This window comes from Roseateles saccharophilus (assembly GCF_004342485.1).
GTDB lineage: Bacteria > Pseudomonadota > Gammaproteobacteria > Burkholderiales > Burkholderiaceae_C > Pelomonas > Pelomonas saccharophila.
In genome coordinates this window covers 226,740-243,978 of the sequence record NZ_SMBU01000001.1, presented here as the reverse complement: position 1 = coordinate 243,978, position 17,239 = coordinate 226,740, and the positions used below count along the sequence as shown (strand labels likewise).

The window sequence follows — 17,239 nt, the reverse complement described above, 5'->3', positions numbered from 1 at the left end:
AGGAGGCGGAGTGTCCCACGCGACCAGTCAGTTGGTGCCAGAGCTACTCGCTGCGCTCGGGCGGTCTGGCACGCAAAACATAAGATCGCCCGATGTTGAAAGCCCTTTTCTCGCTGCCTCGCAGCGTCTGGCTGCTCGGCCTGATCAGCCTCGTCAACGACAGCGCCAGCGAGATGATGTATCCGCTGATACCGCTGTATCTGAGCGGCGTGCTGATGGCGGGGCCGCGGGTGCTGGGCCTGATCGAGGGCATTGCCGAGGCCGTGGCCAGCCTGCTCAAGCTCTGGGCCGGCGTCATGGTAGACCGCAGCGGACGCAGCAAGCCCTGGATCGTCGGCGGCTATGGCATCGCCGGTCTGGCCCGGCCGACCATCGCCTTCGTCGGCAGCTGGCCGCTGCTGTTGGTGCTGCGGGTGGCTGACCGCATCGGCAAGGCCGTGCGCACCGCGCCGCGCGACGCGCTGCTGGCCGCCAACATCGCGCCCGGCCAGCGCGGCCTGGCCTTCGGCCTGCACCGGGCCATGGACAACAGCGGCGCCGTCATCGGCCCGCTGCTGGCCTGGGCCCTGCTCGCGCACGGCGCGCCGCTGCAGAAGGTCTTCCTGTGGGCCCTGCTGCCCGGCCTGGCCTGCCTGGCGCTGACCACCGCCGTGCGCGACGCGCCGCCGCCGGCCGCACCGCCGCCGGCCTTCTCCTGGGTGCTGGCCGACCTGCCCGTGCCGCTGCGCCGCTACCTCGTCGTCGTCGCGCTGTTCACGCTGGGCAATTCCAGCAATATGTTCCTGTTCCTGCGCGCCAGGCAGCTCGGCATGGCCGAGGCCCAGGTGCCGCTGCTGTGGGCGTCGGTCTCGGCCGTCGCGGCGCTGTTCTCGGTGCCGCTGAGCGGCCTGTCAGACCGCCTCGGCCGCGTGCGCCTGCTCGTGACGGGCTATCTGGCCTATGCCGTCTTCTACGTCGGCATGGCGGTCTGGGCCGAGCCGGGCTGGCGGCTCTATGCGCTGTTCGGCCTCTACGGCATCTTCATGGCCGCGACCGAAGGCGTGGAGCGCGCACTGATGGCCGACCTCGCCCCGCCCGCGCAGCGCGGCACGGCCTTCGGCTGGCTCAACCTCGTCATGGGCGCGATGCTGCTGCCGGCCTCACTGCTGTTCGGCTGGCTGTGGGAGGGCCTGTCGTCCACCATCGCCTTCGGCTTTTCGGCGGGCTGCGCGCTGGCGGCCGCGCTGCTGCTGACGGCCTGGGTGAGGCCGGGCACGAGAATGCATTGATGGCGACGACGAAAAGCATCTACACCTGCACCGAATGCGGCGGCACCAGCGCCAAATGGCTGGGCAAATGCCCGCACTGCAATGCCTGGAACACCTTGACCGAGACCGCGGCCGAGCCCACGGGCGGCGCCAGGAACCGCTACCAGGCACTGGCCAAGAGCCAGCCGGTGGCCACACTCAGCGAGATCGAGGCCAGCGACTTCGAGCGCACGCCCACCGGCCAGGAGGAGCTGGACCGCGTGCTGGGCGGCGGCATCGTCGCTGGCGGCGTCGTGCTGATCGGCGGCGACCCGGGCATCGGCAAGTCCACGCTGCTGCTGCAGGCCGTCGAGTCGCTGAGCCAGACCGTCAAGGTGCTCTATGTCACCGGCGAAGAGAGCGGCGCCCAGGTCGCGATGCGCTCGCGCCGCCTGGGCCTGGCCGGCGACAAGGTGCGCGTGCTGGCCGAGATCGGGCTGGAGAAGATCCTCGCCACCCTCGAGGCCGAGCAGCCCGACTTCTGCGTCATCGACTCCATCCAGACCCTGTATTCCGAGCAACTCTCGTCCGCGCCCGGCTCGGTTGCCCAGGTGCGCGAATGCGCGGCCCAGCTGACGCGCACGGCCAAGGCGCGCGGCTGTTCCATCGTGCTGGTCGGCCACGTCACCAAGGAAGGGGCCCTCGCCGGCCCGCGCGTGCTGGAGCACATCGTCGACACGGTGCTGTACTTCGAGGGCGACACGCACAGCAGCTTCCGCCTCGTGCGCGCGATCAAGAACCGCTTCGGCGCCGTCAACGAGATCGGCGTGTTCGCGATGACGGAGAAGGGGCTCAAGGGCGTGGCCAACCCGAGCGCGATCTTTTTGTCCACGCACAGCGAGCCGGTGCCGGGCAGCTGCGTGCTCGTCACGCTGGAGGGCACGCGGCCCATGCTGGTCGAGCTGCAGGCCCTGGTGGACAGCGGCGGCGTCAGCCCGCGGCGGCTGTCGGTCGGCCTGGACCGCGACCGGCTCGCGATGCTGCTGGCCGTGCTGCACCGCCACGCGGGCGTGGCCACGGGCGACCAGGACGTGTTCGTCAACGCGGTCGGCGGCGTGCGCATCAGCGAGCCGGCGGCCGACCTGGCCGTGCTGCTGGCCATCCAGAGTTCGCTGCGCGGCCGGCCGCTGCCCAAGGGCTTCATCGCCTTCGGCGAGATCGGCCTGGCCGGCGAGGTGCGCCCCGCGCCGCGCGGCCAGGAGCGGCTGAAGGAGGCGGCCAAGCTGGGCTTCAGCGTCGCCGTCGTGCCCAAGGCCAATGCGCCCAAGAAGCCCATCGAGGGGCTGACCATCCACGCCATCGAGCGCGTGGAGCAGGCCATCGAGGTGTTGCGCGGGCTGTAGACCGTCGGGGCGCGGGATTGCCTTGTTTTGTACCTGCCAAAGTCTGCTTAGGATCGGGGCTCACGCACCGGAGGAGCCTCCCATGTCCGACCCCGCCGAGCTCAGGCAGCACGCCCGTACCGATTTCCTCGCCGCCCAGCACGACGCCGATTCCCTGCCCGGCTGGGTCTTCAAGCCGGTCCAGTTCAGCCGCGGCCCGGCCGGCCTGGTGCTGAACATGAGCGACGGCGGCCTGCAGGTGCTGACCAGCGCCGCCGAGACGCTGACCGAGTCGCGCTACGAGGTCGTGCTGCTGCTGGGCCGCTCCGACATGGACAGCGACGACGAGCAGGTGTCTTGGTTCAACGGCGTCGTCGAGCGCGCCTGGTCGCGGCCGGTGCCGCGCATGGGCATCCTGCACGGCATGCGCTTCGTCGCGCGCAACTCGACGGCCGAGCAGTTCCTGAACGCCCACCGCGAGGGCCTGGAGTCCGGCCAATGGGTGCGCTGCCTGCTGCTGAAGGCGGCCTCGTGAGCACCCGCCTGCCCGACCCGCCCTATTACGCCGTCATCTTCGCCAGCCAGCGCACCGCGGTCGAACACGGCTATGGCGACATGGCCGAGCGCATGGTGGCGCTGGCGGCCGGGCAGCCGGGCTATCTCGGCGTCGAGAGCACCCGCGGCGAGGACGGCTTCGGCATCACCGTGAGCTACTGGCGCAGCCCCGAGGACATTGCGGCCTGGCGCCGCCATGCCGAGCACCGGATCGCCCGCGACACCGGCCGCAGCGACTGGTATGCCCACTACTCGCTGCGCGTCGCCAAGGTCGAGCGCGCCTATGCCTGGGCGCGCGAGGACGGCAGCCGGGACCCACAGCCGTGAATGCATGGGTGAGCGCAGGGCTGGCGCTGCTGGCCCTGGTCCTTGGCGGCGTGCTGCTGGGCTGGCAGGGCGTCATCTTCGCGATGGCCGGCGTCGTGGTCTGGCTGCTGCTGCAGATGCGCCAGCTGATGCGGGTCATGAAGCTGGCCGGCGCCGCGCCGCCGGGCTCGGTCGCCAGCGCGGCGACGCTGGCGTCGCAGCTGCACGCCGGCATGAAGCTGGTGGACCTGATCTCGCTGGCCGGCAGCCTCGGCAGCAAGCAGGCGCCCGAGACCTTTGCCTGGCGCGATGCCGGCGGCGATGCGGTCGAGGTGGTGCTGAGGAAAGGCCGGCTCGCCGAGTGGCGGCTGCTCCGGGCGGGCGAGGCCGCGGGCTCTCCGTAAAATCGCCGCTTTTCTTCCTCAGCACCTGGAGTACGCGATGGTTCCCGCCCCCCTGCACGACCGCGACGGCAAGATCTGGATGGACGGCGAGCTCGTCGACTGGCGCGACGCCAAGATCCATGTGCTGACCCACACCCTGCACTACGGCTGCGGTGCCTTCGAAGGCGTGCGCGCCTACGACACCGTCAACGGCACGGCCATCTTCCGCCTGCAGGAGCACACCCAGCGCCTGTTCAACAGCGGCAAGATCCTGCGCATGAAGATCCCCTTCTCGGTGGAGCAGGTCAACGAGGCGCAGCGCGCCGTCGTCAAGGCCAACGGCCTGAAGAGCGCCTACATCCGCCCGCTGATCTGGATCGGCTCCGAGAAGCTGGGCGTCAGCCCCAAGGGCAACCAGGTGCACCTGATGGTGGCCGCGTGGAGCTGGGGCGCCTACCTGGGTGAGGAGGGCATGAAGCGCGGCATCCGCGTGAAGACCAGCTCCTACACCCGCCACCACGTCAACATCACGATGACGCAGGCCAAGACGGTGTCCAACTACACCAACTCCATCCTGGCCAACATGGAAGCGACCGACGACGGCTACGACGAGGCCCTGCTGCTGGACGCCTCGGGCTTCGTCTCCGAGGGCGCGGGCGAGAACCTCTTCGTCGTCAAGGGCGGCGTCGTCTACACGCCCGACCTGTCGGCCGGCGCGCTGAACGGCATCACCCGCAACACCATCTTCGCGATCTGCCAGGACCTGGGCCTGAAGCTGGTCGAGAAGCGCATCACCCGCGACGAGGTCTACATCGCCGACGAGGCCTTCTTCACCGGCACCGCCGCCGAAGTGACGCCCATCCGCGAACTGGACCGCGTCGAGATCGGCAGCGGCAGCCGCGGCCCCATCACCGAGAAGATCCAGTCGGCCTTCTTCGACATCGTCAACGGCCGCAACGCCAAGTACGCCGAGTGGCTGACCGCCGTCTGAGAACAAGAACCATCATGAGCACGACCCAAGCCCCCGCCGCCACCGTCGAAGTGACCGCCAAGGACTGCAACGACAACGGCACCGTCTTCTGCCCCAACCCCAAGATGGCGCTGTGGAGCAACCATCCCAAGGTCTTCATCGACCTGACCCACGGCGGCCAGGGCCAGTGCCCCTACTGCGGCACGGCCTACAAGCTGAAGACCGGCGAGGTGCTGCACAGCGGCCATTGAACGGCCCTGAGCGCGGCCCTCAACGCCCCTTGCTGCGGCTCAGCAGCACCAGCGCGATGCCGCCGAGGATGGCGCAGGAGGCCCACAGCAGCCGCGGCGTCAGCGCCTCGGCGAGCAGCAGCACGCCGCCCAGGGCGGCCAGCGGCGGCACCGACAGTTGCAGCGTCGCGGCGCGCATCGCGGTCAGCCCCGGCAGGGCGGCGTACCAGATCACATAGCCCAGGCCCGAGGTGATGCCGCCCGAGGCCAGGGCCAGCAGCGCGCCGCGCGGCTGCACCTGCCAGCCCCGCCACATGAACAGGCTCAGCAGCAGGCACAGCGGCAGCGCACGCAGGAAGTTGCCGGCCGTCGCACCCAGCGCATCGGTCTTGCCGCGACCGCGCAGCGAATAGATGCCCCAGCCGAAGCCGGCCAGCGCCATCAGGGCCGCGCCCAGGGCCGGCGGCGCCTCCAGCCCCGGCGCGACCAGATAGACCAGGCCGCCCAAGGCCAGCGCCAGCCCGGCCCAGCCGGCGGCGGCAAAGCGTTCACCGGCGCGCAGGCCGGCGCAGAACATCGTCAGCTGCACGCTGGCGAACAGGATCAAGGCGCCGCTGCCGGCCGACAGGCTGACATAGGCAAAGGCGAAGCCAGCCATGTAGAGCCACAGCATCGCGGCGGCCGGCCAGTCGGGCGGCTGCGCCAATGCCCGCCGGCGCGCCAGCAGCAGCAGCACGACGACGCCGGCGGCCACGCGCAGCGTCGCGAAACTGGCCGGGTCTATGCTGCGCTGCTGCAGGGCCAGCCGGCACAGCAGCGAGTTGGCCGCGAAGGCCAGCATGGCCAGCGCACTGAGCAGCAGCAGGCGGCCTCGCGTCATGCGCGCATCGCCAGCAGCACGGCCGCGGCCAGCAGGGCCCAGCCCAGCGGCGCGCTGAGCCGGCGCCCGCCGGGCAGGTTCTTCTCGGCCGCCATCACCGCCGCCAGCACCAGCATCCAGCCGAGGTGGCCCATGCCGACGACGAACATCAGCAGCATCAGCGCCCAGCAGCAGCCGATGCAGAACAGGCCATGGTGGGCGCCCAACGCCCAAGCCTGCCAGCGCGGGCTGCCGCCCCGCCAATGCGCCATGACGAAGCTCAGCGGCGTGCGGCATTGCTCCAGGCAGCGGTATTTCAGTGCCGAGAACTGGAAGGCGCCGGCGCCCGCCAGCGTGGCCACGCCGATCCAGGCAGCCCGGTCGGCCAGCCAGGGCAGGCGGGCCACGCCGGCTAGCAAAGCCTCGTGCGCGCCGTGGGCCAGCAGGCCGAACCCGCCCCAGACGGCCAGATAGCCGGCGCCGAGCAGGCCCAGCAGCAGGCCCCGGTCGGCGCGGCCGGCGGTGACGCGCTCGAACACGTCGAACAGCGGCAGCGTCGTCGGCAGCATCATCGCGATGCACATCAGCAGCCAGGCCAGTGCCGCGAGGGCCGTGGGCAGCCACCAGCCGCCTCCGGGCAGCGTGCGGCACAGATCAGCCAGCGGCCCGGTCCAGCCGCCGTGATCCAGGTAGCGGGCGTGCGGGCTCAGGCTCCAGGCCCACAGCAGGGTCCAGGCCAGCAGCACCAGCGCCAGCCATACCGGCAGGAAGACGCGGCGATGCCGCGTCCACCGGGCGCCGTGGCTGCCGCCCAGTAGCGACGCATCGGGCATCGGCATCAGGCGTCGAAGACGAAGATGCTCTGCAGCGCGTTGTGGCCCTTGATGTCAAGGTCGATGCCGATCTTGGCGTTCTTCGAGCGGTAGCGCGGCGACTTGCCGACGAAGACCGGCGCGCCCGGCACCGTCGAGAACACCGTGTCCGACAGCGTCGTCTGGCCGCCGGTGGCGCCGAGATAAGGCTCCAGCTCGGCGTAGTAGTCGCTGCCGATCTCCAGCGTGCCCTTGCCGCCCTGCACGTCGAAGCGGATGGCGGCGCGCTCGACCGACACGACGGTGCCGATCAGCTTGGCCAGGTCCGCCACCGGCCCGCCGGCCTGGCCGGTATAGACCTTCAGCAGCGCCTGCTCCTGCGCCGCGCTGGCCTTCTGGTCGACGAAGATCGCGGCCGTCCAGTTGCCCTGCAGGATGTTGCCGGGCACATGGGCCACGGCGGCGATGGTCAGGCCCGAGACATCGGTGCCCTCGACGGTGCCCTTGTCGACGCGCCAGGCGACGATGGTGTCGCAGGTCCCGTTGTCCGGGTCCTCGCCGATCCAGCAAGGACAGAGCACCTTGCAATTGCAGACCTCCAGCAGCCGACCTTCGAGGTGGTAACCCATAAGTCCTCCTGTGCTGATCCGCCGATGCCGCGCCCGCGACAAGGGAAGACGATGCTACGTCCGGCCCGCCGTCTTGCGCGCATCGCCCATGGGCGTCTCCCTACAATGGAATGATGCGCAAAACCGCCGCCCCGTCCGCCGTCCTGCTGGCCTCGCCCGACGACAGCGAGGCCCAGTTCTACGAGGCGTTGCAGCACGCCGACCTCGACCACCTGATGGCCCTGTGGGCCGATGACGAGGAGGTCGCCTGCGTGCACCCGGGCGGCCCGCGCATCGTCGGCCTGCCCGCCATACGCGCTGCCTTCGCGGCGGTGTTCGAGCGCGGCGCCGTCAACGTCCACCCCGAGCGGGTGCGCCGCCTGCACAGCGGCGACTGCGCCATCCACCATGTCCTGGAACGCGTGCAACTGCACGGCGAGACGGGCCAGGCAGCGCCGACCGCCTGGGTCATCGCGACCAATGTCTACCTGAAGACGGCACTGGGCTGGCGCCTGGTGCTGCACCATGCCAGCCCCGGCAACGCGGGCGACGTCCAGGAACTGGTGGCGGACGCCGGCACGCTTCATTAGGAACCCAGGCGCCATGCAGTACCGCGCGCCCCGCTGGCTACCCGGTGGCCATGCCCAGACCATCTGGCCTGCCCTCTTCAGCCGCCAGCACGACGGCCCGCCGCCAGACTGGACGCGCGAGCGCTGGGACACGCCGGACGGCGACTTCATCGATGTCGACTTCCTGGCAGGCTCGCCGCCCGGCGCGCCCCTGTTCGTGCTGTTCCACGGCCTGGAGGGCGACCGCACCAGCCACAGCAGTGTCGCCTTCGCCAGCGTGGCCCGCGCGCGCGGCTGGGCGATGGCGCTGCCGAATTTCCGCGGCTGCTCGGGCGAACTGAACCGCGGCCCGCGCGCCTACCACTCGGGCGACTACGAGGAGGTCGGCTGGATACTGCAGCGCCTGCGCGAGCGCCACGGCGCGCCGCTGATCGTCGCCGGCGTGTCGCTGGGCGGCAATGCGCTGATGCGCTGGGCAGAAGAGGCCGGCACGGCGGCTGCGCAGACGGCCCATGCCGTCTGCTCCATCTGCTCGCCCATCGACCTCGCTGCCGCCGGCGCGGCCATCGACCGCGGCTTCAACCGGCAGGTCTACGCGCGCCGCTTCCTGCGCACGATGATCCCCAAGGCGCTGCGCAAGCTGCAGCAGCACCCGGGCCTGTTCGACGGCGAGCGCCTGAAGCGGGCGACGACCCTCTACGAGTTCGACGACCTCTTCACCGCGCCGCTGCACGGCTTCCGCAACACCGAGGACTATTGGGCTCGCGCCGCGGCCAAGCCCCACCTGCACCGCATCCGCATCCCGGCCCTGGTGCTGAACGCGCGCAACGACCCCTTCGTGCCGGGGCACAGCCTGCCGCATACCGCTGAAGTGGGCGCCTATGTGACACTCTGGCAGCCCGGCCACGGCGGCCATGTCGGCTTTCCGGCCGGTCCGCTGCCCGGCCATCTGCTGACCATGCCCGAGCAGGTCTGTGACTGGCTCTGGAAGCAACGCTGAAGGATCGCCGCCATGGACGCCATCGTCGAAGCCGCGCTGAAGAAGTGGCCCAACGTGCCCCACTGCTACGGCTGGCTGGCGCTCGACGCGCGCGGCGACTGGTATATGCGCGACGAGCGCATCCAGCGCTCCGGCCCCTTCCCGCGCGTGAAGGGCAGCCGCGTCGAGCACGACAAGCTGCTCGCCTTCATCGGCCGCAACTACGCCTCGGACGAGCGCGGCGCCTGGTTCTTCCAGAACGGCCCGCAGCGCGTCTACGTCGAGCTGGAAAGCACGCCCTGGGTCTGGCGCCTGCAGCCGGGCGGCGGCGTGCGCAGCCACACGGGGCGCGAGGCCAAGGTCGAATCCGCCTGGCTGGACGAGGCCGGCCACCTCTACCTGCAGGCCGACCTGGGCCTGGGCCTCGTGCACACGGCCGACATGGCCCTTGCCGCCGAAGCCGTCGAGGCCGGCCGCTGGACGCCGCAGGACTGCATCGCCGCCAAGCTGCCGGCCCTGTTCGGCTACCGGCTGCGCCCCGCGCTGGCGCACTAGAAATGACAAGGCCCGCTCACGGCGGGCCTTGTCAAAGGGAGTGGGGTACTCAGTTCGCGGCCGAGGCGGCCGGGGCCGGCATCTTGGGCTCGTCGAACTTGGCGCCGCCGTTGTTGGCCATGTAGACCACGGCGCGCTGGACCTCGAAGTCCGAGAAATCGCCGCCGCCCTGCGGGCCCATATTGCCCTTGCCCTTGAGCGCCGAATTCAGCAGCGCCTCGACACCGCTTTTGATGCGCGGGCCCCAGGCAGCGGCGTCGCCGAACTTGGGCGAGCCGGCGGCGCCGGTCGCATGACAGGCCGAGCACTGGGCCTGGAAGACCTGCTCGCCGGTCTTCATCGCGCCGGAGTCGTTGGCATCCTTGACCTCGACGCGGGCCACCGGCGCGATGCGCTCGGCCACGGCCTGGGCATCCAGCGCACCCGTGCCCGCGGCCGGCTTGCTGTCGGTGCTGACGTAGTTGGCCAGCATGATGATGACGATCACCGGCACCACGAAGGCGAACAGCACGGCCCAGGCGAGTTGCTTGGGGGTCTTGATCGGGCCGGTATGGGCTTCGTCGTGGTCGTGATCGTGGCTGTCGCTCATGGATTCCTCTTATCGATCCTCGTCGGTCTTCTTGGCGTGCAGCGCAGCGCGCGGCACGAAAAACCGGAGAATTATAGGTGCGCCCCACCCGCCCCCATGGCTCGGGGAACCCCGCTGTTAGAATGCAAGGCTTCGCGCCCGTAGCTCAATGGATAGAGTACTGCCCTCCGAAGGCAGGGGTTGTTGGTTCGATCCCAACCGGGCGCGCCAAATCGGGGCCTTTTGCGTTTTTCGACTACTGTGCTTTCGATGGCTACTTGGCCCGAATTTGCGGAGCGACTGCAGGAACTTTCGGCCAAGTTTTGGACGTGCGCTTTGCGGCGGCCTATCAAGGTCTGAGCTAAAGATTGGCCGAAATTTGCTCTACATCGCTCGTGAAAGCCATGTTGTAGTCAGCCAGCAGTCGCTCGCAGTCATCCTTCTGGTCGCTCAGTGACTTGCGCTGCAGGTTGAGGGCGACAAACGCCGCCACCCTTTCAAGCACCATGGGCAGCACCGGCTTCACGAGGAAGTCGACCGCGCCGGTGAGGCCATAAAGCTGCCGCCTCGGCAGCTTTATGCATCGGTAGCAGCGCCGGCAAGGTTATGGATCTCGCTGATGTCCTCCTCGTAGAGCCTGAGGCCGGGCCCGACGCACTCCAGGTTCTCGACGAGATGCCGCTGCAGGTCCTTCCCCAGCAGGAACTCGGAGGACCCCACGGCCGGCTCACCCGTGCTCATCACTCGATCACGACATAGAACGGCTCCGACTTCCCGTAAAGGCGGTTGTCACTCCTCCCGATCAGGAAGGCTTCCACGAAGTGCACGCCGCGGTAGGCCAGGTCCTCTTCGCGCGAGAAGCCTGAGTCGCTGGCGTAGAAGTCGCCGCGCAGCGAGTTGGCGTCATAGGCGGCTTGATCGGTGTTCGTCACGCGCCATTGCACCTTGAACGAAGAGTCGAACGGCAAGCCGACGGCGTTGGACGCAGTGAAGCGGATCGAGCGTCCCTTCGGCAGAGGTTGGAGCGACGTCACCGCACCCAGCCTCGCGCCCTTCTGCTCGGTCATGAGCTCTGCGGACACGTTGATGCGATAAGTCTGCGGCGCGCTGCGCCATTTGGGACGCTGAACATAGGGCAGCCGCGTGATGCGCTCCGGAAGCGCGGCGCGGCCACGTTCTATGACCCGCTGGACCAGGTCCTTGAACTGGCCCGCCAGCACCAGCGCATCGCTCTTCGACACGCTCTCGCTGAGCCGTGCAGATTCCTTGGCCTCGCCAGCGGCGAAGCTATCGCCGAAGACGCGCTGCCATTTGCCGATGGACTCGTCGCGGTCTCCCTCGTTATAGGCGTCGTCGATCCAGGTGCGATACAGATTGATCTTCTCGCGAAAGTTGCCGTACTGCGTCTGATCCCAGACGCGGCTCTGGATGTCTGACGACAGCACCGGGTTGCGGATGACGGGCACAGTGGGGCGCGCCTGCAAGTAGTCGTCCAGCCGGCCGATCACGGTCTTCAAGCAGGTCGGCGTGTCGGCGAAGGCTGTCGTGTCCTTGTCCGAGTCGTAGATGTGCATGCCCACCAGCGTCGTGAACAGGAAGGACGGGCAGGTGAAGTTGGTCTTGATGTCGCGCAGGTACTTCAGCAGCCGGGTGACCTTCTTGAGGTCATTGCCGCCCGCCACGCCGTTCCTGCCGATCACCCAGTCGGTGTAGTCCAGTGCGGCGGTCGTTTCGAACTCGTTGGTGGTCCGGTTGCAGACCTCGTACGTGTTCGACCACAGCCGGCCCTTGATGCACGGGGCGATATCAATGCGACGCTCGCCCGCGTACTCGATGGTCACGCAGTGCGAATAGCGATGCACCTTGTCCTTGTAGGTGCTGTGGCCGTCAAAGAAGGCGCCCAGCTTGTTCACGTAGTCCTTGGCTTCCCAGCCTTCGACGGGTTCCACGATCACCAGCAGGTCGGCGTCGAACTCGCCGTCCGCGCGCGGCTTGATGATGGTGCCGTGGGCCCATGAACCGTGGCCGTCGAAATCGAGGATCTTCGGCCCCCAGCTTGAGGCCTTGATCGCCTTCTGAACCGCTTCGACGCTGGCGTCCAACTGGCTCACTCGCGTGTCGTTGAGGTTGACCTCACCGCTGAGGAAGGTCTTGAACTGATCGACCAGCTTCATGCCCCGCCCCCCGCGCCCAGCGCCTTCTCGGCCTTCCGCACCAGATCCTCTGCCGCGTGGTGGGCCTCATCCTCGTTCGCCGACCTGAAGATGAAATACACCCAGTCGAAGACCAGTGGGCTGCGCTCGCGATGCTGGTAGATGGCGTCCTGCAAGGCTCGCGACTCGGCCGTGATGACCGCCGCCTCGGCGCCACCAAGGGCCTTGGTCCAGATCTTGTCCCACTCGCCGCTGAGGTTCGTCAGCGAAATCGCAGCGTTGGCCTGCTGCATGCGCTCCCTCAGTGCCCACGTAAGCACGGGCAGGAACGGCACCACCAACGTCATGATGAGATCGGGAAACTGCAGGCCCTTGTACAGCCCGGCATACAACAGCGAGACGCCGAACAGGATGGTTAGCGTCAGCAGCCAGCCGCCATACCGGCGCCTGAGCCGCGCGTCGTAGCTGATGTTTGTGCGCTGGCCGATCAGCCGGGCCAGGTGCAGCGGCAGCCTACCGATGCACACCTCGTACCAGGCAAGGAAGTTCGACTCGCGCTTCTTGGACAGCGGCTTGGCGGAGAGCCTGCGCACGTCTTCGTGCTCCACCGGCGCGCCGGTCACGAAGCGGTTCCAGGGCAGGCCGAAGACGTCCGTATCGAACTGTTCCTGCAGCTTTGCGCCGCGCTTGAGCCGGTCCTTCTGGATCCGGTCGAACAGCGCCGTCTCCATCACCAGCAAGATCAAACTGGCCAGGGCCAGGTAGGGCCGGATATCAGGAACCTGGGGACCGATCCAGACGCCGACGACAGGCAAGAGGATCGACACCAGGACCAGCAGGCCCTGGGTGACCTTGGCGGCGCGGTAATTGCTATGGCGGGCGCGCAGCAGGCCCCGGTTTTCACTTGACGCCTGCCGCGTCGGGATGTCGTTTTGTTGGCTGTTCACGCGGTCTCCTAGGCAAGTTGTTTTGCGCCGCCGGCGTGTTTGCCGCGGTCCGCGCGCCTACATGGGGACGCTTGTTACATTTACAAGTGCTTTCTAGCTGACAACAAACTAAACAGTTGCGCGAACACCGCCGGGGGCGCCATCGGCTGTTTCGCGCGGACACCGCTTGTCCGGCGGTCGCCTTCAGTGGTTGCCGCATCGGTCATCGACCAAGGTCTAAGCGTGACGGGTTTGCTCGTCAGCTCGCGTGTCGACCACCTGGCCTGACAGCAACGCGAAACCGTCATCCAAGAGCTCCGGCAGAAACGACTCCGCCTTGAGCAGGCACTTGCGTCCTCCGACGGCAGTTCGCTGCCGAGGAACAAGATCGGGTCATCGATCTTCTCCATGGTGCGCCAGCCGGCGAACTCCAACCGCGGCGCCGAGGGATACGTCCATTGCTTTAGGGCAGGTGGCCACGTGCCTCATGAATCAGATATCGCGCGTTCTGCGCTTGCTGGTCCTTCAAGCTTCGATGGGACGTGTCTCTGTCCAGTCGACCATCAGCTTGCGCTCGGCGAACAGCCATTTGCCGTTCTGCTTAACGAGGGAATCCAGGTAGCGAATATGGGCGACCATCAGAGTCTTTTTGTCGCCGTCAACGGACACATGGTGAGCGATGCAGTAGCTCAGACCAGTGGCGCGGTCGCCGGAAAGCTGCACAGTGCTTTGCCCGTTGAAGTGCATCGTCGCCTGATAGGTGCGGAGATTGGCGAACACGGGCGCAAGCGAGGCGCGACCGTTGAGCGTGTACGAAGGGTGGGCGGCACGACTGTCCATATAGACAATGAACACCGTGTCCTCGGTGAAGAGTGCCATCTGACCCTCGGCATCGCGCGTATCGGCGCACGTGGCATACGCGTCGACAAGTTCGCGAATGGCGAGGCGGTCGGCCAATTCGCCAAGATCGGAGGGCGTGTGAGGTTCCATGGTGCTTTCTTCGGGCGTTGAGAACAGATCTACTAGTGCTGCAAGGCGGCGGCATTGATGGCCATGCCGTCGAGGACGGCTTTTGGCCCACCGTGATGTGCGAGGTTCAGCATGGCGCGCCCAACCGCCTTGGTCGTCGTCATTGAGCCGGGCCGCACGCGATGGATGAGGCGCAGGATGGGCCCTAGAAGGGCATAGAAGAGGCGATAGCTACGTGTCTTGGACTCGATGCCGTTCAGCGGGATGATGACGCCGGGCCTGAACATAAAGGCTGCCTCAAATGGCATGCGGAGCAGTGCGTTCTCGGTCGCGCCTTTGATGCGCGCCCACATGGCCTTGCCCTGTTCAGTACTGTCAGTACCGGAACCTGACACGTAAATGAGGCTCATCTTTGGGTTCAGCCGCAGAAGCGTGGAGGCCACGGACACGGTCAAGTCGTACGTGAGGTGTCGGTACTGCGCCTCGCTCATCCCGGCGGAACTCACCCCCAAGCAATAGAAGCAAGCGTCCAGCGATCCGAGCTGGCCTTCGAGATGGGTCAGGTCGAACAGATTCGGTTGCACAAGCTGGACTAGCTTGGGGTGCTGGTCTGCAAGGGAGTTGCGGCTGAGCGATACGACTTTTTGCACGGCCGGATCGGCTAGACATTCGTGCAGGACACCCTGTCCTACCATCCCGCTCGCACCAAGGATGATGACGTTCATCGCTTTGACTCGCTTTGCCGGCTGGAAAGTTTGCCGCCGGTGGATGCGACGAGGTACGTCACCTTCGCTGTCCGCAAGCGCAGCGCGTTGCCGATGACGCTCGCCGAGGAAAGCGCCATCGCCGCGGCGGCCACCACCGGCGACAGCAGGACGCCTAGGAATGGGTACAGAACGCCTGCCGCAAGCGGCACACCCGCCACGTTGTAGGCGAAGCTCAGGAATAGGTTCTGGCGGATGTTGCGCATGGTGGCCCGTGACAGCACCTGCGCTGTGACGATGCCTTGCAGGTCACCCTTCAGCAGCGTCACGCCGGCGCTCTCCATCGCCACGTCGGTGCCGGTGCCCATCGCAATGCCAACTGTCGCCTGTGCAAGTGCCGGCGCGTCGTTGACTCCATCCCCTGCCATCGCCACAACCCGGCCTTGCTCCTGCAACCGCCTCACCGCCGCTGCCTTGTCCTGAGGAAGAACCTCGGCGACCACTTCGTCGATGCCAAGATCACGCCCCACTGCATCAGCCGTGGTCTTGTTGTCGCCAGTCAGCATGACCACCCGTACGCCGGCAGCCCGTAGCGCCTGCAAGGCTTGACGCGATGTCGGCTTGATCGGGTCCGCAATGGCCACGAACCCGGCCAGCTTGCCTCCCACCCCAACGAAGACGACCGTGGCCGAATTCTTCCGCTGCTCGTCCGCCGGGGCAGCGAGGCTCGTCGTGTCGATGCCCTGCTCGGTCATGAATTTGGCCGCACCCGACACGATGGCCATCCCATCGACGGTGCCGACTACACCCTTACCAGCCGGCGAATCGAAGTCGGCGACCTCTGACAGCTCCAGCTTTTGCTCCCGCGCCTCCGCGACGATGGCCGTGGCCAGCGGATGCTCGCTGGCACGTTCGACGCTGGCGAGCTTCTTCAGCACGTCCGCTGCCGTGAACCCTCCGACCGTCTCGATGTGGACCACCTTGGGATGGCCCATGGTCAAGGTGCCGGTCTTGTCCACGACCAACGTGTCGACCTTCTCCATCTTCTCCAAGGCTTCAGCGTCGCGTATCAGTACGCCCAGCTGTGCGCCCTTGCCCACACCGACCATGATGGACATCGGCGTGGCCAGGCCCAAGGCACAGGGGCAGGCGATGATGAGCACTGATACCGAGGCGACGAGCGCGTAGCTGAAGGCTGGCGATGGGCCCCAGGCGAGCCAAGCGGTGAAGGTCAAAGCCGCCACAAGGATGACTGCTGGTACGAACCATCCGGCGACCTGGTCAGCCATGCGCTGAATTGGCGCTCGGCTCCGCTGCGCCGCCGCGACCATGCTGACGATCTGCGAAAGCAACGTGTCGGCGCCGACCTTCTCAGCGCGCATCACGAAGCCACCTGTTTGGTTCATCGTGCCAGCCGTGACCTTGGCCCCTACGGCTTTCGCTACCGGCATAGGCTCGCCGGTCACCATCGATTCGTCTACGTTGCCCTTGCCCTCGGTGAGCTCGCCATCGACCGGCACCTTCTCGCCGGGCCGCACCCGCACCAAGTCGCCGGTCTGGATGGCGTCCACCTGCACGGTTTCGTCGGCGCCATCGGCCCTGACGCGCAGGGCCGTCTTCGGCGCCAGCTCCAGCAGCGCTTTGATGGCCCCGGAAGTCTTCTCTCGCGCCCTCAGCTCCAGCACTTGACCCAGTAGCACCAGCACGGTGATGACGGCTGCGGCTTCGAAATACACGGGGACGGCGCCGTCACTTCCCTTCAAGGTGGCCGGGAAGAGGCTCGGCGTCAGCGTCGCCGCCATGCTGTAGAGCCAGGCGGCGCCCGTGCCCAGCGCGATGAGCGTGAACATGTTCAGGTTTCGGGTTCTCAGCGACGCCAGCGCCCGAGTGAAGAACGGCCAGCCGGCCCAGAGCACTACCGGCGTGCCCAGCAGCAACTGGACCCAGTTCGACGACTGCGGTGTGATGAGTTGGTGCAAGTTGAAGAAATGGCTTCCCATCTCCAGGGCGAACACGGGCGCCGTCAGCGCGGTGCCAACCCAGAACCGTCGCGTCATGTCGCGCAGCTCGGGACTCTCTCCCTGTTCGGCAGTCACCAGCACGGGCTCCAAGGCCATGCCGCAGATCGGGCAGTTGCCTGGCCCAATCTGACGCACCTGCGGGTGCATTGGGCAGGTGTACTCGGCCTGGCTGTGGCTGCCGTCGGGCACGGACGTCGCCGGTCTGCCCCTAGGGGCTACATGAGGATGGTCGTGGGGAGCGTGGTCGGACGACGGCATGGCGAGTCCCATTTCTTGCATTGCAGTCTGGGCCTTGCCACCGTGAGAAGGTCAAGGGGCACGCTGGTGCGCGTTAGGGAGAGGGGCCAGCGCCGTTGACGGCGTGGGCTTCCAGCTGGCGGTGGGCAGTGCCGTGGCATGCCGCAGACTTCGCCGGTCGCCTTCTGTGGCTGCAGCCCTCGGCGGTCGACCAAGGCCTAAGCGTG

General features: G+C 67.5%; 21 protein-coding genes and 1 tRNA gene. 11 read left to right on the top strand and 11 right to left on the bottom strand.

Going from position 1 to position 17,239, the window contains the following annotated elements:
- Positions 1-92: 92 nt before the first annotated feature.
- The 7 genes from EV671_RS01060 to EV671_RS01030 all read left to right on the top strand — a co-directional run bounded on the left by EV671_RS01060 (position 93) and on the right by EV671_RS01030 (position 5,073).
- Positions 93-1,268, top strand: coding sequence for an MFS transporter (locus EV671_RS01060; protein WP_132569156.1), 1,176 nt, complete (start codon positions 93-95; stop codon positions 1,266-1,268).
- Positions 1,268-2,629 (top strand): DNA repair protein RadA, encoded by a 1,362-nt coding sequence (gene radA / locus EV671_RS01055; RefSeq protein WP_132569155.1) that lies wholly within the window; start codon positions 1,268-1,270, stop codon positions 2,627-2,629. Before EV671_RS01060 ends, radA begins: the two co-directional genes overlap by 1 nt.
- An 82-nt stretch (positions 2,630-2,711) precedes the next feature.
- On the top strand, positions 2,712-3,143 hold the full coding sequence (locus tag EV671_RS01050; protein WP_132569154.1) for a hypothetical protein: 432 nt from the start codon (positions 2,712-2,714) through the stop codon (positions 3,141-3,143).
- Positions 3,107-3,490: an antibiotic biosynthesis monooxygenase family protein gene (locus EV671_RS01045; RefSeq protein WP_132569153.1), complete on the top strand. Its 384-nt coding sequence runs from the start codon at positions 3,107-3,109 to the stop codon at positions 3,488-3,490. Before EV671_RS01050 ends, EV671_RS01045 begins: the two co-directional genes overlap by 37 nt.
- Positions 3,491-3,498: 8 nt before the next feature.
- Positions 3,499-3,873, top strand: coding sequence for a hypothetical protein (locus EV671_RS01040; RefSeq protein WP_132569152.1), 375 nt, complete (start codon positions 3,499-3,501; stop codon positions 3,871-3,873).
- 37 nt (positions 3,874-3,910) lie between these two features.
- Entirely contained in the window at positions 3,911-4,843 is a 933-nt protein-coding gene (locus tag EV671_RS01035) for a branched-chain amino acid transaminase (protein WP_132569151.1), read from the top strand.
- 14 nt (positions 4,844-4,857) lie between these two features.
- A complete protein-coding gene (locus tag EV671_RS01030; RefSeq protein WP_132569150.1) occupies positions 4,858-5,073 on the top strand; it encodes a zinc-finger domain-containing protein in 216 nt (71 codons plus the stop codon).
- A gap of 19 nt (positions 5,074-5,092) precedes the next feature.
- Here EV671_RS01030 and EV671_RS01025 read toward each other — a convergent pair whose 3' ends face one another.
- The 3 genes from EV671_RS01025 to EV671_RS01015 are packed head-to-tail and all read right to left on the bottom strand — an operon-like array spanning position 5,093 to position 7,352.
- Positions 5,093-5,932 (bottom strand): EamA family transporter, encoded by an 840-nt coding sequence (locus EV671_RS01025; protein ID WP_132569149.1) that lies wholly within the window; start codon positions 5,930-5,932, stop codon positions 5,093-5,095.
- Positions 5,929-6,750, bottom strand: coding sequence for a DUF2182 domain-containing protein (locus EV671_RS01020; RefSeq protein ID WP_243655527.1), 822 nt, complete (start codon positions 6,748-6,750; stop codon positions 5,929-5,931). The genes EV671_RS01025 and EV671_RS01020 overlap by 4 nt, the downstream gene beginning before the upstream one ends.
- Positions 6,750-7,352: a DUF1326 domain-containing protein gene (locus tag EV671_RS01015; protein ID WP_132569148.1), complete on the bottom strand. Its 603-nt coding sequence runs from the start codon at positions 7,350-7,352 to the stop codon at positions 6,750-6,752. Before EV671_RS01015 ends, EV671_RS01020 begins: the two co-directional genes overlap by 1 nt.
- 113 nt (positions 7,353-7,465) lie before the next feature.
- Between EV671_RS01015 and EV671_RS01010 the strand changes: the two genes are divergently transcribed.
- Genes EV671_RS01010 through EV671_RS01000 form a run of 3 tightly spaced genes read left to right on the top strand, consistent with a single transcriptional unit; the run spans position 7,466 to position 9,434 of the window.
- On the top strand, positions 7,466-7,921 hold the full coding sequence (locus EV671_RS01010; protein WP_132569147.1) for a YybH family protein: 456 nt from the start codon (positions 7,466-7,468) through the stop codon (positions 7,919-7,921).
- A gap of 13 nt (positions 7,922-7,934) precedes the next feature.
- Positions 7,935-8,900 carry a YheT family hydrolase gene (locus EV671_RS01005; RefSeq protein WP_132569146.1) on the top strand — a complete coding sequence of 322 codons (966 nt, stop codon included), beginning with the start codon at positions 7,935-7,937 and terminating at the stop codon, positions 8,898-8,900.
- Between the two features lie 12 nt (positions 8,901-8,912).
- A complete protein-coding gene (locus EV671_RS01000) occupies positions 8,913-9,434 on the top strand; it encodes a DUF2946 family protein (RefSeq protein ID WP_132569145.1) in 522 nt (173 codons plus the stop codon).
- Between the two features lie 49 nt (positions 9,435-9,483).
- Here EV671_RS01000 and EV671_RS00995 read toward each other — a convergent pair whose 3' ends face one another.
- Positions 9,484-10,023, bottom strand: coding sequence for a c-type cytochrome (locus tag EV671_RS00995; RefSeq protein ID WP_132569144.1), 540 nt, complete (start codon positions 10,021-10,023; stop codon positions 9,484-9,486).
- Positions 10,024-10,157: 134 nt separating this feature from the next.
- Between EV671_RS00995 and EV671_RS00990 the strand changes: the two genes are divergently transcribed.
- Positions 10,158-10,233, top strand: a tRNA-Arg gene (locus tag EV671_RS00990).
- Positions 10,234-10,363: 130 nt separating this feature from the next.
- On the opposite strand, the gene EV671_RS26635 is transcribed toward EV671_RS00990, so the two are convergent.
- From EV671_RS26635 to EV671_RS00960, 7 genes are all read right to left on the bottom strand, one after another.
- The gene (locus EV671_RS26635) at positions 10,364-10,528 is read right to left on the bottom strand and encodes a hypothetical protein (RefSeq protein WP_165917436.1); all 165 of its coding nucleotides are present in this window, start codon (positions 10,526-10,528) and stop codon (positions 10,364-10,366) included.
- A 50-nt stretch (positions 10,529-10,578) separates the two neighbouring features.
- Entirely contained in the window at positions 10,579-10,743 is a 165-nt protein-coding gene (locus EV671_RS26965; RefSeq protein ID WP_207911062.1) for a hypothetical protein, read from the bottom strand.
- A complete protein-coding gene (locus EV671_RS00980; RefSeq protein ID WP_132569143.1) occupies positions 10,743-12,176 on the bottom strand; it encodes an SMODS domain-containing nucleotidyltransferase in 1,434 nt (477 codons plus the stop codon). The genes EV671_RS26965 and EV671_RS00980 overlap by 1 nt, the downstream gene beginning before the upstream one ends.
- Entirely contained in the window at positions 12,173-13,102 is a 930-nt protein-coding gene (locus tag EV671_RS00975; protein WP_132569142.1) for an S-4TM family putative pore-forming effector, read from the bottom strand. The genes EV671_RS00980 and EV671_RS00975 overlap by 4 nt, the downstream gene beginning before the upstream one ends.
- Before the next feature lie 504 nt (positions 13,103-13,606).
- Positions 13,607-14,071, bottom strand: coding sequence for a nuclear transport factor 2 family protein (locus EV671_RS00970; protein ID WP_132569141.1), 465 nt, complete (start codon positions 14,069-14,071; stop codon positions 13,607-13,609).
- 32 nt (positions 14,072-14,103) lie between these two features.
- Positions 14,104-14,775, bottom strand: coding sequence for an NAD-dependent epimerase/dehydratase family protein (locus tag EV671_RS00965; RefSeq protein WP_132569140.1), 672 nt, complete (start codon positions 14,773-14,775; stop codon positions 14,104-14,106).
- A complete protein-coding gene (locus tag EV671_RS00960) occupies positions 14,772-17,054 on the bottom strand; it encodes a copper-transporting P-type ATPase (RefSeq protein WP_243655526.1) in 2,283 nt (760 codons plus the stop codon). Before EV671_RS00960 ends, EV671_RS00965 begins: the two co-directional genes overlap by 4 nt.
- Positions 17,055-17,239: the final 185 nt, after the last annotated feature.

What these genes read in the sequence shown, in the direction of transcription:
- EV671_RS01000 (WP_132569145.1), top strand. Translation starts at nt 8,913, where the DNA reads ATGGACGCCATCGTCGAAGCCGCGCTGAAGAAGTGGCCCAACGTGCCC.
- EV671_RS01025 (WP_132569149.1), bottom strand. Translation starts at nt 5,932, where the DNA reads ATGACGCGAGGCCGCCTGCTGCTGCTCAGTGCGCTGGCCATGCTGGCC.
- EV671_RS01015 (WP_132569148.1), bottom strand. Translation starts at nt 7,352, where the DNA reads ATGGGTTACCACCTCGAAGGTCGGCTGCTGGAGGTCTGCAATTGCAAG.
- EV671_RS00980 (WP_132569143.1), bottom strand. Translation starts at nt 12,176, where the DNA reads ATGAAGCTGGTCGATCAGTTCAAGACCTTCCTCAGCGGTGAGGTCAAC.
- radA (WP_132569155.1), top strand. Translation starts at nt 1,268, where the DNA reads ATGGCGACGACGAAAAGCATCTACACCTGCACCGAATGCGGCGGCACC.
- EV671_RS01020 (WP_243655527.1), bottom strand. Translation starts at nt 6,750, where the DNA reads ATGCCGATGCCCGATGCGTCGCTACTGGGCGGCAGCCACGGCGCCCGG.
- EV671_RS01035 (WP_132569151.1), top strand. Translation starts at nt 3,911, where the DNA reads ATGGTTCCCGCCCCCCTGCACGACCGCGACGGCAAGATCTGGATGGAC.
- EV671_RS00970 (WP_132569141.1), bottom strand. Translation starts at nt 14,071, where the DNA reads ATGGAACCTCACACGCCCTCCGATCTTGGCGAATTGGCCGACCGCCTC.
- EV671_RS01050 (WP_132569154.1), top strand. Translation starts at nt 2,712, where the DNA reads ATGTCCGACCCCGCCGAGCTCAGGCAGCACGCCCGTACCGATTTCCTC.
- EV671_RS01030 (WP_132569150.1), top strand. Translation starts at nt 4,858, where the DNA reads ATGAGCACGACCCAAGCCCCCGCCGCCACCGTCGAAGTGACCGCCAAG.
- EV671_RS26965 (WP_207911062.1), bottom strand. Translation starts at nt 10,743, where the DNA reads ATGAGCACGGGTGAGCCGGCCGTGGGGTCCTCCGAGTTCCTGCTGGGG.
- EV671_RS01045 (WP_132569153.1), top strand. Translation starts at nt 3,107, where the DNA reads ATGGGTGCGCTGCCTGCTGCTGAAGGCGGCCTCGTGAGCACCCGCCTG.
- EV671_RS01005 (WP_132569146.1), top strand. Translation starts at nt 7,935, where the DNA reads ATGCAGTACCGCGCGCCCCGCTGGCTACCCGGTGGCCATGCCCAGACC.
- EV671_RS00965 (WP_132569140.1), bottom strand. Translation starts at nt 14,775, where the DNA reads ATGAACGTCATCATCCTTGGTGCGAGCGGGATGGTAGGACAGGGTGTC.
- EV671_RS00960 (WP_243655526.1), bottom strand. Translation starts at nt 17,054, where the DNA reads ATGCAAGAAATGGGACTCGCCATGCCGTCGTCCGACCACGCTCCCCAC.
- EV671_RS01060 (WP_132569156.1), top strand. Translation starts at nt 93, where the DNA reads ATGTTGAAAGCCCTTTTCTCGCTGCCTCGCAGCGTCTGGCTGCTCGGC.
- EV671_RS00995 (WP_132569144.1), bottom strand. Translation starts at nt 10,023, where the DNA reads ATGAGCGACAGCCACGATCACGACCACGACGAAGCCCATACCGGCCCG.
- EV671_RS01010 (WP_132569147.1), top strand. Translation starts at nt 7,466, where the DNA reads ATGCGCAAAACCGCCGCCCCGTCCGCCGTCCTGCTGGCCTCGCCCGAC.